Source organism: Streptomyces sp. NPDC048191 (assembly GCF_040652655.1).
GTDB lineage: Bacteria > Actinomycetota > Actinomycetes > Streptomycetales > Streptomycetaceae > Streptomyces.
On the sequence record NZ_JBEZMO010000006.1, the window covers coordinates 333,197 to 345,135 of the forward strand.

Consider the following 11,939-nt stretch of genomic DNA (forward strand, 5'->3'; position numbering starts at 1 on the left):
CGGGTGCCTGTGGACAACTCGGGGCATGTGCGCACGGCGGTGTTCCTGGGGCAGTATGGCCGACGATGCGCAGAGGACTCGTACACGTACTGGCGTGGCTGCTCGCGACGGGAGCGGCGGTCACGCTGTCGTGGTGGGGTGTGCACACGGTGATGGCCGGGACGGCGTACGACCCGCCACGCGCCCTGCCGGTCACGGCCGCCGACGCCACGACGCAGGGCACCAAGGCCCTGGGCTCGCCGACGCACCGGCCGTCCCCGTCGAAGCGGCCGTCGACCGGCCCGGCGACGCCCGGCCCGACCCCCACACGGCGGCCGAGCCCCTCCGCCACCGCCTCGGCCTCCGCGTCCGGCCAGGTCAAGGCCTACGACACCGACGGCGGCCGGGCGGTGTTCGAACTGGGCGGGGCCGACGCCACTCTCGTGTCGGCGACGCCGGGAACCGGCTGGTCGATGCAGGTGTGGAAGACCGCGACCTGGATCCGGGTGGAGTTCAGCCGGGGCACGGACCGGGTGTCGGTGTTCTGCACCTGGCACGACGGGCCGCCGCACGTGGAGGTCGGGAACTACTGAGCACGTGCCCGGGTTCAGCGGTGGCGCGTCACTGGGCGCAGACCACGTAGACGGTGCCGGTGGCGGCGCCGCCGTTGACGCGCTGCCGGACGTCGCCCTTCCAGCCCACCGGCCTGCCGGCGGAGTTCGTGACCGGCTCGGTGCGTGCGACGTACATGCCGTTCGGCACGTCGACGCCGACGCCGCCGCCGGTGGCGGTGTAGCCGGACGGACAGCCGATCGTGGTGGAGCCGGTGAAGTACCTGGACCTGACGAGGGGACGGGTGACCGCGGCATCGGCCGAGGACGAGGTGTACGAGTCGAACGCGACCAGGACGAGAAGGGCCGCGGCGACCGCGCCCAGGGCGTAGGCGGTCCGGCGGACAGCAGCGCTCATGACCGTTTCCTTTCGGAGTGGTGGAGCACCAGATCAGCAGCGGACCGACAACGACACGCTGACGGCTCCTGAAATGTCGCGAGTTGTACCGAGAGGGACTGTTTGCGACAGACCCTGATCCGCGCGGCAACCGGTTCGGAGCGGGCCGCGGGACCTAGCGGAACACCGAGGGCGGTGGGGCCGGGGAGGCCGCCGCCGTATCGTCCGTCACCGGGAGCGCACCCCCCGCGAAGTCCGTGAGCGCCCTGCCGTGTTCGACCCGGCCCGGGTGCGGGTCGGAGGCGGCGCGACGGGTGAGTTCGGCGAGCGGGAGCGGGGCGTCGGAGGCGACCAGGACGGCGTTGCCGAAACGCTTGCCGCGCAGCACGGCGGCGTCCGCGATCAGCGCGAGTCCGGCGAACCGGGCGGCGGCGGTGGCGATCTGACCGCGCAGGTGGGCGAGCGGCGGGCCGTCGGCGAGGTTGGCGGCGTAGACACCGGACGGCTTCAGGGCCCGGCGGACCTCGTCCAGGAACTCGGTGGAGGTGAGGTGGGCGGGGGTACGGGCGCCGCTGAAGACGTCCGCGATGACCAGGTCGGCCCAGCCGTCCGGCACCTTGGCGAGACCGGCCCGGGCGTCGGCCGACCGGACCCGGATCCGGGCGTTCGGGTCCAACGGCAGCTCCCTGCGGACCAGTTGGACCAGGCTCGCGTCCCGCTCGACGACCTGCTGGGTGGACCGGGGCCGGGTGGCGGCGGCGTACCGGGCGAGGGTGAACGCTCCGCCGCCGAGATGCAGGACGTGCACGGGCCTGCCGGGCGGGGCGACCAGGTCGATGACATGGCCGAGGCGGCGCTGGTACTCGAAGGAGAGGTATGCGGGGTCGTCCAGGTCGACGTGGGACTGCGGCGCGCCGTCGACCAGCAGCGTCCAGGCGCGGCGGCGGTCGGGGTCGGGTACGAGCTGCGCGAGTCCGCCGTCGACCGCCTCCACGACGGCGGCCGGCCCGCGCCGCGTCTGCCGTGTGTTCCTGGACCCGCCCATCGGACCATTGTCGCAGGCCACCCGGGCCGGCGCCCACCGTCGGCCGGCCGGGCCGCCTCACCTGCGGCTGTCGGCCGCCTCGATCAGCCGGGCCGCCTCACCGAGCGCCCGGCGCAGCACCGTCGGATCGGTGGCGAGCTCGGCCTCGCCGGGCGGCAGCAGCCAGTCGGAGCCCTCGACCGGCGGCTCGGGGTTCAGCCTGAGCCCGCGCCCGTCGGTCTCCGTGCAGATGCTGCCCGGCACGTCCCAGCCGGCCGCCGTGCCGGCCGGGACCAGGAAGCCGAGGGTGGCGCAACCGCCGTCGTGCAGGACGGGCCCCACCGCCTCGCCGGAGCCGCGCCGCAGGATGTCGACCGCCTCGAGGCCCTGCCGCGCCGGTACCGTCACGAGGTCGCATCCTGCGGCGTCCTCGTCGTCCTCCTCGGCCGACGACGGCGACGTACAAGGTTCGTTGCTCTGGCTGGTCTCCATGCCGGCCTCCACCACACAGCCCTGTTGCGGTCCATGGAGTCCAACGCGTGAGCGCGTCAACGGCTACGGCACAAGTGCGCCGCAAAGGATGGCACTTCATGGCAGATCAGGGATGAGATATCCGGTTTGTAGCCAAACACTGCGTGGCGGGTCGTTCACAGCAGGTACGTTCATGCCCGCCGGAACCAGGGCGTCACTCGGACAACTCGTCCCGAATCCGCCCCGGATCCGGCACGGTTCGACGGTTCGCACGAGAGGACCCGGCCATGGCGTCGTCAACCGTGACCTCGTCACAGCCCGAACGGCCACCCCGGCCGAACCTCGCCTTCCGGCACCTGCGCGGCAGGCGCTCACCGGCCGAGTTCGCGGCGCTCGTACGGCGCGCCGCGCACGAGATCGGCGAGCGGGTGAGCTGTGACGCGCGGTACATCGGCAGGGTCGAGGCGGGCGAGATCCGCTGCCCGAACTACGCCTACGAACGGGTGTTCCTGCACATGTACCCCGGACGCACGCTCACCGACCTCGGCTTCGCACCCCGCTCGTCCGTCCGCGGCCGTGCGGCGCGCACGGCCGCGGAGGCGGCGGAGGAACTCGTTGCCGCGGAGGCGCCCGATGAGTCACGGCGGGCCTTCGAACCGTATGACACGCAGGACCCGTACGGCGCGCCAGAACCGTACGTGAAAGACCACCTGAACCACGAGGAGAGCGACGTGCTGCGTCGCGCATTCATGACCGGCGGCGGCGCCACGGTGGCCGCCGCCACGCTGAGCCCGATGGGGCTCACCACGGACGCCGCGGCCGCGGTCCGGCCCGCGCGCCGGCCCGGTGCCCCCGAGGCGGCCGCCCTGGAGGAGGCGGTCCGGCGCATCCGGCTGCTGGACGACCGGCACGGCGCGGACGGCCTGTACCGGCGCGCGGCCGCTCCGCTCCGCGCCGCCTACGCGCTGCTGGACGCCGGCGCGACCCGGCAGACCACCGCCGACCGGCTGCACTCGGGCGCCGGTGAACTCGCCATCTCCGTGGGCTGGCTGGCGCACGATTCCGGGCGCTTCGACGACGCACGCTCGCACTACGCGGAGGCGCTGGCCACGGCCCGCATGACCGGGGACCCGGCGCTGGAGGCCCACGCCTTCTGCAACACCGCGTTCCTGGCGCGGGACGCCGGCCGCCCCCGCGAGGCGGTCCGCGCGGCCCAGGCCGCCCAGCGCGCGGCCGCTCCGCTGGGGTCGGCGCGCCTGATGTCCCTGCTCGCCCTGCGGGAAGCCGGCGGCTGGGCGGGCCTCGCCGACCGCACCGGCTGTGAGCAGGCGCTCGTCCGGGCCCAGACCCTGTTCGCCCGGGGCCGCTCGGACACCGACCCCGAGTGGATGAGCTTCTACGGCGAGGCGGAGCTGGAGGGGCTGGAGGCCCAGTGCTGGTCCATGCTGGGCGACTGGCGGCGGGCGTCCCGGCACGCGTACCGCGCCGCCGAGCTGCAGGATCCTCATTTCACACGGAACATCGCGCTGTACACCGCCGAGCTGGCCGACGATCTCGCCCGCGAAGGCCGTCCCGACGAGGCGGCGCAGGCGGGGCTGCGGGTGCTGACGCTGCTGGACCAGGTCCAGTCCTCGCGCATCCAGACCATGTTGGCGGGGACGGCGCGGGTGCTGCTGCCCCACCGGCGGGCCTCGGGGGTGTCGGACTTCCTGGACCGGCACGCCTCGATGCCGAGGACCCCGAGAACGGGAAGGGCCTGACCGCGGTCGGCGGTCTGCGGGGGCGTGGGGGCAGTGGCGGTTCCCCGCGCCCCGGGGAGCCGCGTCCCGGCTATCCCGCCAGGTGCCCCAAGTCGTTCCAGCTCTCGATCGCCGGCTCTCCGTAGGCCCAGCCCAGCACCGACAGCGAGGTCGGGTTGAGGCGCAGGCGCGCGGCGAAGTCCAGGGGCAGGCCCAGCCAGCGGGCGCCTATGGAGCGGAGGATGTGGCCGTGGGCGAAGACCAGCACGTGACGGTCGGCGGACCGCGCCCACTCCACCACCTCGTCCGCGCGTGCGGTCACCTCGGCGATGCTCTCGCCCTCCGGCACCCCGTCCCGCCAGATCAGCCACCCCGGCCGCACGGCCTGGAGCTCGGCCGGCTTCATGCCCTCGTACGCGCCGTAGTCCCACTCCATGAGGGTGTCCCAGGCGGTGGCCCGGTCCCCGAAGCCGGCCAGTTCGCAGGTCTCACGCGCGCGTACCAGCGGGCTGGTGCGCACCTCCGCGCCCGGCAGTCCGTCCAGCGGCGCCCGGTGCAGTCGCTCGCCGAGCAGTTTGGCCCCCCGCCGGCCCTCCTCCAGCAGCGGTACGTCGGTCCTGCCGGTGTGCTTGCCGGACTGTGACCATTCCGTCTGTCCGTGCCGGGCCAGCAGGATGCGCGGTGCCATGGGGGACCTTTCCGGGAGCGGGACGCCACACAGACGTCACGAAAACAAGAAAAGAGGACTTCTCCATCATCGCTCACCCCCGCTCGGGGCAACCCGGCGGGCGATCTCGGCGTCTTTGTGGGCCGGAGCGCCCTCATGGGCGAGATACGCACGCCGTAAGGTGGCACGGTCGCCCTCCGGGCGGCGCCGCACAGCGACAAGGGGGAGGGCGATCGGATGCCGCAGACCGAGACACCGGGCACCGAAGGGGCCCCGCGTACCCGGCTGCGCTGGTGGACCGAGCTGCCGCTGATCCTCCTGGTCTACGGCTGCTACTCGGCCGGCCGCCTCCTCGCCCGCGGTGACGTGCACGGCGCCGTCGACCACGGCCTGGCGATCCTGCGCCTGGAGAAGGCCCTGCACCTCAACGCCGAGCACCCGCTCAACCGGCTGTTCACGCGCGAGCCCTGGCTCGGTGTGCCGGCGGACTTCTGGTACGCCTCGCTGCACTACCTGATCACGCCCGCCATCCTGGTCTGGCTGTTCCGCACCCGCGCCGAGCACTACCGGCGGGCCCGCACCTGGCTGATGACGTCCACGTTCATCGGCCTGATCGGCTTCACCCTGCTGCCCACCTGCCCGCCCCGGCTGCTCTCCGCCGGTCACGGCTTCGTGGACACCATGGCGCACTACAGCTCCTACGGCTGGTGGGGCGGCGAGGCGAGCGCACCGCGCGGCATGGGCGGGATGACCAACCAGTACGCGGCGATGCCGAGCCTGCACGTCGGCTGGGCGCTGTGGTGCGGTGTGATGCTGTGGCGCCACGGCGGCACCCGCCTCGCGAAGATCCTCGGCGTCGCCTACCCGCTGGGGACCGCGCTCGTGGTCATGGGCACCGCCAACCACTACTTCCTGGACGCGGTCGCCGGGGTCGCCGTGATGGGCGTCGGCCTGCTGCTGGCGCCGGGCCTGATGCGGGCTCTGGACCTGCTCCGGGCCCGCCTGTTCCCGCGCCGCACACCGGTCGCGCAGGCGACGGGTTCCCCGATTGTCAGTGCCGGGTGCCAGACTTCCGCGGGTGAGCGAATTCCACGGCAGCGCGAGTCGCAGCTCGACGCCGGGGCCGGACCGGACGTCTCCCCCAGCGACACGGGGGAAGGGGCTCCGGCACCGGCTCGCTGAGCTGCGCGGTCCCGACGTACCGGCCAAGGCCCTGGACGCGCGCGCCCTCGCGGCGCTCGCCGCGAACCCGGGGTGCGCGCGGCGGGCGATCCTGGACGGCGCCGGGGTGGACAAGGCGCGGCTGGCGAGCGCGCTGGGCGCGCCGTCGGGTTTCGGCCAGTCGCAGTTCGCGCTGACCCGGGGCAACGCGTTCGAGGCGCGGGTGAAGGCGGACGGCGGCGCGGAGTTGCTGCGGCTGGCCCACGCCCGCCTCGACCCGGGCGCCGATGCGCCGGCTGCGGCCGCCGTGCCCGACCTGACCGCGCACGGCCCCGAGGGGCGTACGGCCCGTACGGCGCTGGCGCTGCGGGAGGCCGCACGGGCGGGCGGCTGGACGCTGCTGGACCATCCGATGCTGGCGCTGGACGTGGCCGGATCGCTCGCCTTCCTGGAGCCGGACGCGGTGGTGGTGCACCCGGACGGCAGCTGGTCGGTGGTGGAGATCAAGTCCTTCCCGATGCTGGACGGTTCAGCGGACCCGGCGAAGGTCGGCGCGGCGGCCCGCCAGGCGGCGGCGTACGTGCTGGCCCTGGAGGAGCTGGCCGCCCGCCTCGATCCCGCCCCCGTCGTACGGCACCGAATCCTGCTCGTGTGCCCGAAGGACTTCTCCAACCTGCCCGCGGGCTGCGCCGTCGACGTCCGCAAGCAGCGCGCCGTCACCGCCCGCCAGCTGACCCGGCTCACCCGGATCGAGGAGCTCGCCGGGGCCCTGCCCGCGGGCACGTGTTTCGCGCCGGACCGGAGCGCCGAGGAGCTGACGGCGGCCGTGGAGGCGGTCCCGGCCACCTACGCCCCCGAGTGCCTGTCCGCGTGCGAGCTGGCCTTCCACTGCCGCGAACGCTCCCGCGAGCAGGGCGCCGTCACCCGCCTCGGCCGGCCGCTGCGCGCGGAGCTGGGCGGTCTGACCACGGTCGAGGACGTCCTCGCCGCGGCCCGCGGCGAGCTGGGCGACCCGGACGACCCGGCGGTCGCCGCCCTGCGCCGGGCGGCGGCCCTGCGCGCCGAGGCACTGGCGGAGGTGGGCACGTGTCGCTGATCGCCACCCTCGCCCGGCTGGAGGCCGTCAGCAGCGGCCGCGCCCGGCCCGCGGCGACCGTCCGGCACCGGCACCTGTCGGAGCGCCCGCTGGTGTTCGTGCCGCTCACCACCGCCGGTGAGGCCGGTGCCCCGCTCGGCGCGCTGGTCGGCACCGACCGGGACACCCCGCGCCTGCTGGTCGTACCCCAGCCCCGCGACCGCGACCTGCGGTTCTCCTTCCTCGCCGAGCTGGCCGACGTCGTCCTGCCGTACCTCGACTCCTACGCCGGGTCCGTGGAGGCGGCCGAGCGCACCGAGACCGACCCGGAGACCGGCAAGCGGGTCAAGGTCGAGGTGGAGCTGTGCGCGGACGCCCCCCAGCTGATCGTGCCGAGCCGCGCCGGCCTGGACTTCGTACGGCTCCTGGGCCGCTCGATGCGTTTTCGCCGTACCGCCGAGCAGGACCCGGAGGCGCCCCATCCGGCGCCGCCCAGGGTGCCGTTGCTCGGCCGCTGGCTGACCCACTACGGCGAGCGGTCCCGGGTGCCCGGCTCGTCCCTGCTCCTCGCCCTGACCGACGTGCTGTCCCGGCACTGGGCGACCGGCCAGTCCGGCCTGGAGGACCAGCACCTGGGCGCGCTGCTCGCCTGGATCGACCCGCCGCAGGACACGTCCGGCGCGGAGGCCGCCCGCCGGGCGGAACTCGCCAGGGACGCCGCCGGCCAGCTGCTGTGCCCGCCGGCCGGTCCGGCGACCGACCCGGCGTTCGACAACAAGCTGCTGGCCCCGGCGATCGAGCGCTACGACCGTGCGCGCACCGCCCTCGCCGCCGCCGAGGACGCCCTGGTCGCCGACGACCGGCTGGCCGCGCTCACCGCGGCCGAGCGGGGGATCCGCGACCTGGTGGACAGCCGCACGCGGCCCACCTGGGACGCGGTGTGGCGGGGGCTTGACCTGCTGCGGGCGCTGCCGGAGGGTGCGCACGTCGAGGAGCGCTGGACCCGCGACCGCTGGTCGTTCACCGGCCACCGGGACCGGGTGGTGGCGGGCGAGCCGCCGCAGCCGCGCCGCGACGACGCGGTGACGGCGGCGAACAAGCTGGCCACGCGCGAGCGCGAGCAGGCCCGGCTGGAGGCGCAGGAGGCGCTGGACGACCCGCTGGTGATGGCGGGGCGGCGGCTGGCCGGGGAGGCGTTCGCGGGCGAGGTGACCGATGTCGTCATGGCCTTCAGCGAGGGCAAGCGGCCGAGCCCGCGGCCCCTGGTGACGGTCCGCACGGACGACCGGCCGCACCTCGCGGAGCGCGCGAAGGTCTACCGCTCGCTGGGTGGCAGGCCGCAGTCGGCGGAGTTCGTCGGCCTGGAGGGCGAGGGCCTGCTGGTGCTGCGGATCGTGGACAAGATGGGCCGGGGCAGGGAACCCGAGCCCGGTTCGGTGCCGGAGAAGGGCGACCGGGTGTGCTTCACCCTCTTCGAGCACGAGCAGCGCGGCGGAGCGAAACTGCCCGACCCGGAGGAGACCCCGTGGACGCACGGTGGCCCGCCGGGTGAGCCCGCGCCGGAGGCCCCCGACACCGTGACCGAGGAGGACCTGCTGTGACGACGGTCGACTTCGACCCCTCGGCCGCTGCCGCCCGCGCCACCGACGCGATCCTCCACGACACGCTGCACGGCACCGAGCGGGGTGTGGTGGTGGACTCCCCGCCGGGCGCCGGCAAGTCCACGCTCGTGGTCCGCGCGGCCCTCGAACTGGCGGATGCCGGGCGCTCGTTGATGGTCGTGGCCCAGACGAACGCGCAGGTGGACGATCTCGTCCTGCGGCTCGCCGAGAAGAACCCGGACCTGCCGGTGGGCCGGCTGCACAGCAGCGACACCGACGCCTACGACAAGGCGCTGGACGACCTGCCGCAGGTCCGCACGTCGGCGAAGGCGGCCGACCTGAACGGACTGCCGGTGGTCCTCTCCACGGCCGCGAAGTGGGCGCACGTCAAGGTGGACGAGCCCTGGCGGCACGCGATCGTGGACGAGGCGTACCAGATGCGCTCGGACTCCCTGCTCGCCGTGGCCGGCCTGTTCGAGCGGGCGCTGTTCGTCGGCGACCCCGGCCAGCTGGACCCGTTCGCGATCGTCGGCAGCGAGCAGTGGGCGGGTCTGTCGTACGACCCCTCGGCCTCCGCGGTGACCACCCTCCTGGCCCACAACCCGGCACTCCCCCAGCACCGCCTGCCGGTCTCCTGGCGCCTGCCCGCGTCGGCCGCCCCGCTGGTCTCCGACGCGTTCTACCCGTACACCCCCTTCCGCAGCGGCACGGACCACGGCGACCGTCGCCTGACCTTCGCCGTGCCCTCGGACGGCTCCGGCCCGGACCGGGTGATCGACGAGGCGGCGGAATCCGGCTGGGGCCTGCTGGAGCTGCCCGCCCGGCACACCCCGCGCACCGACCCGGAGGCGGTACGGGCGGTGGCGACGGTCGTGCGCCGCCTGCTGGACAGAGGCGGCGCGGCGCTCTCCGAACGCTCGCAGGCCCCCGCTCCCCTCACCGCCGACCGGATCGCCGTCGGCACGGCCCACCGCGACCAGGCGGCGGCGGTCCGCGCGGCGCTGGCCGAGCTCGGCGCGGCGGACGTCACGGTCGACACCGCGAACCGTCTCCAGGGCCGGGAGTACGACGTCACGGTCGTCCTGCACCCGCTCTCCGGCCGCCCCGACGCCACCGCCTTCCACCTGGAGACCGGCCGCCTGTGCGTCCTGGCCTCCCGGCACCGCCACGCCTGCATCGTCGTCTGCCGCGAGGGCGTCGGCGCCCTCCTGGACGACTACCCGTCCACGGAACCGGTCCAGCTGGGCACGCTGGTGAAGTTCCCGGACGGCTGGGAGGCGAACCACGCGGTGCTGGCGCACCTGGCGGAACACCGAGTGAGCTGGCGACCATGACCAACGCCCCCGCACCCACCCGCCCGGCCTCCGCCACCGCCCCCACCCCAGGCGGAGTCCGGCACGCCACCGGAGGCGGCCGGTCACGAGGGCCCCTTGCGTTCGCGCGGGACAATGGACGGTGGCTCACCTGAAGGCGGAGCCCAGCGAAGCGTACGAGGAGGAGACGAGACATGGCGGAGCCCCAGCCGCGTCGTAACGAACCGCGGCTACGCCCCGCGCCCCTGCTCTTCGAACCCGCGGAGGCGGCCGGCGATCCCGAGCACTTCTTCGACCTGGAGTCGATAGAGGATCCGCGGGCGCTGCTGGCCCGGGCCACGGAGCTGACCCAGGCGTTCCGTGCGGCCGCCGACCGGGCCGTGGAGTTCCAGGCCATCGCGGCAGCCCAGCTCGCCGACCCGCGCCGGTTCGACCGGCTGACCCCGGCGGACATCGCCGAGCGCGCGGAGTGGACCGAGGACTACGCGAAGAAGATGGTCGAGTTCGGGCGGGGCCTGATGCGGGGGGACACCGAGGGACGCACGTCCCCCGACCCCGTGTGACCCGCGCCGCGACGGCCCGGCGGCGCGAGTAAGCGCGCGTGGCATATGCCGGGCGGGCAAGATACCCCTCACCCGACCCCGTTGTCCCGATTTTCGGCAACTCAGAAGAACGGCCCGCTCACACCCGGTACATCTGGATGTCATGAGCAGCGAACCGAACGTCACCCGAGTCACCTCCGACGGCGTCGACTGGCTCGCCTCGGCCGGCGCATATCCACGCGGCACGCGGGCCCTCCGGGAGGAGCGCCCGGGCGCCCCGGTGGTCCTGCCCTGCGGCACCGTCTTCGACGTGGTGAGCGCTCCGGCGATCTTCGGCCGCCGGATGCTGGACCGGCTGTGGGAGGACGGCCCGGGCTCCGGCCCGGTGGCGGTGTTCCGGGGCCGCGTGCTGCTCTTCTCCGCGCCGGGCACGGCCCAGCGGCTGCCCTCCCTGCTGGCCTGGGAGGAATGGGGCTCGAACCGTACCGAGGCGGTGCCGCCGCTGCTGTGCCACGGCACCGGCGACGCGGTGACCGTCCCGGCGCCGGTCGGCGGCGAGGCCCCCGGCGACGCACGCTGGCTGGTCGCCCCGGACCACCGGCACCCGTGGCTGCCGGGTCCCGAGGTCGTGCTCTGGGCGGCCGTACGGGCGGCCCGCGCGGCGGTGCGCATATCGATTTTTCCTCCCGCCGACCAGGGTGCTAAGGTCTACGACGTCAGCAGGCGCCGCTAGCTCAGTTGGTTAGAGCAGCTGACTCTTAATCAGCGGGTCCGGGGTTCGAGTCCCTGGCGGCGCACGATGGCGATGGCGAGACATGTCCGCACACAGCGCGGAGTGTCTCGCCATCGTTGTTTTTGCGCGGCTTCGCCGCGCGTTGTGGGGGCTTCGCCACCCACACCCCCCTCAGGTGGGTCCAGTGACCGTCCGCGGGAAAGTCACCGGTCCAGCGACCGTCGGCCGGGCGCCCGCCGGGCCGGCGGTCGTCGGCCGGAACCAGCCCGCCCGATGGCCATCGACCGGAGCCGACCGGCCTGATGGCCATCGACCGGAGCCGACCGTCCTGATGACCGTCGGCCGGAAAGCCGACCGGCCCAGCGACCCGTCACCCGGAAGCCGGCCCGCCGAGCGACCGTCGGCGGGAAGCCACCGGTGTGGTGATCGTCGACGGGAAGACTCAGCCGGCCCAGCAACCGTCAGCCGGAAACCGACAGGCCCAGTGACCGTCGACGGGAAGCCACCGACCCAGTACTCATCCGCGGGAAAACTCAGCCGGCCCACCAACCGCCAGCCGGAAACCGACAGACCCAGCGACCGCCAGCGGCAAGCCACCGACCCAGTACTCATCCGCGGGAAAACTCAGCCGGCCCACCAACCGCCAGCCGGAAACCGACAGACCCAGCGACCGCCAGCGGCAAGCC

At 74.3% G+C, this 11,939-nt stretch carries 12 protein-coding genes and 1 tRNA gene; 9 read left to right on the top strand and 4 right to left on the bottom strand.

Annotated elements, in window-relative coordinates; all coding sequences use genetic code 11:
- Positions 1 to 65: 65 nt before the first annotated feature.
- A complete protein-coding gene (locus AB0D93_RS13660) occupies positions 66 to 572 on the top strand; it encodes a hypothetical protein (protein WP_362118085.1) in 507 nt (168 codons plus the stop codon).
- A gap of 28 nt (positions 573 to 600) precedes the next feature.
- On the opposite strand, the gene AB0D93_RS13665 is transcribed toward AB0D93_RS13660, so the two are convergent.
- The 3 genes from AB0D93_RS13665 to AB0D93_RS13675 form a co-directional block, all read right to left on the bottom strand.
- A complete protein-coding gene (locus AB0D93_RS13665) occupies positions 601 to 948 on the bottom strand; it encodes a hypothetical protein (protein WP_362118088.1) in 348 nt (115 codons plus the stop codon).
- A 154-nt stretch (positions 949 to 1,102) separates the two neighbouring features.
- Positions 1,103 to 1,972, bottom strand: a complete 870-nt coding sequence (locus AB0D93_RS13670) for a fused MFS/spermidine synthase (protein WP_362118091.1) — start codon at positions 1,970 to 1,972, stop codon at positions 1,103 to 1,105.
- A 57-nt stretch (positions 1,973 to 2,029) separates the two neighbouring features.
- Positions 2,030 to 2,443: a hypothetical protein gene (locus AB0D93_RS13675; protein WP_362118094.1), complete on the bottom strand. Its 414-nt coding sequence runs from the start codon at positions 2,441 to 2,443 to the stop codon at positions 2,030 to 2,032.
- Between the two features lie 266 nt (positions 2,444 to 2,709).
- On the opposite strand from AB0D93_RS13675, the gene AB0D93_RS13680 reads away from it, so the two are divergent.
- Positions 2,710 to 4,182, top strand: coding sequence for a hypothetical protein (locus AB0D93_RS13680; RefSeq protein WP_362118097.1), 1,473 nt, complete (start codon positions 2,710 to 2,712; stop codon positions 4,180 to 4,182).
- A 70-nt stretch (positions 4,183 to 4,252) separates the two neighbouring features.
- Here AB0D93_RS13680 and AB0D93_RS13685 read toward each other — a convergent pair whose 3' ends face one another.
- Positions 4,253 to 4,849 carry a histidine phosphatase family protein gene (locus AB0D93_RS13685; RefSeq protein ID WP_362118100.1) on the bottom strand — a complete coding sequence of 199 codons (597 nt, stop codon included), beginning with the start codon at positions 4,847 to 4,849 and terminating at the stop codon, positions 4,253 to 4,255.
- 216 nt (positions 4,850 to 5,065) lie between these two features.
- Here AB0D93_RS13685 and AB0D93_RS13690 point away from each other — a divergent pair, with 216 nt between their 5' ends.
- The 7 genes from AB0D93_RS13690 to AB0D93_RS13720 all read left to right on the top strand — a co-directional run bounded on the left by AB0D93_RS13690 (position 5,066) and on the right by AB0D93_RS13720 (position 11,317).
- Positions 5,066 to 6,010: a phosphatase PAP2 family protein gene (locus tag AB0D93_RS13690; RefSeq protein WP_362118103.1), complete on the top strand. Its 945-nt coding sequence runs from the start codon at positions 5,066 to 5,068 to the stop codon at positions 6,008 to 6,010.
- A gap of 1 nt (position 6,011) precedes the next feature.
- Positions 6,012 to 7,085, top strand: a complete 1,074-nt coding sequence (locus AB0D93_RS13695; protein WP_362118216.1) for a hypothetical protein — start codon at positions 6,012 to 6,014, stop codon at positions 7,083 to 7,085.
- Complete coding sequence (locus AB0D93_RS13700) at positions 7,076 to 8,665, top strand: hypothetical protein (protein ID WP_362118106.1); 1,590 nt, start codon at positions 7,076 to 7,078, stop codon at positions 8,663 to 8,665. Before AB0D93_RS13695 ends, AB0D93_RS13700 begins: the two co-directional genes overlap by 10 nt.
- Entirely contained in the window at positions 8,662 to 9,999 is a 1,338-nt protein-coding gene (locus AB0D93_RS13705; protein WP_362118109.1) for an AAA domain-containing protein, read from the top strand. Before AB0D93_RS13700 ends, AB0D93_RS13705 begins: the two co-directional genes overlap by 4 nt.
- 173 nt (positions 10,000 to 10,172) lie before the next feature.
- On the top strand, positions 10,173 to 10,541 hold the full coding sequence (locus AB0D93_RS13710) for a hypothetical protein (protein WP_362118112.1): 369 nt from the start codon (positions 10,173 to 10,175) through the stop codon (positions 10,539 to 10,541).
- 142 nt (positions 10,542 to 10,683) lie between these two features.
- Positions 10,684 to 11,253 carry a hypothetical protein gene (locus AB0D93_RS13715; RefSeq protein ID WP_362118115.1) on the top strand — a complete coding sequence of 190 codons (570 nt, stop codon included), beginning with the start codon at positions 10,684 to 10,686 and terminating at the stop codon, positions 11,251 to 11,253.
- Positions 11,244 to 11,317 (top strand) — tRNA-Lys (locus AB0D93_RS13720). Before AB0D93_RS13715 ends, AB0D93_RS13720 begins: the two co-directional genes overlap by 10 nt.
- The last annotated feature ends 622 nt before the right edge of the window (positions 11,318 to 11,939 follow it).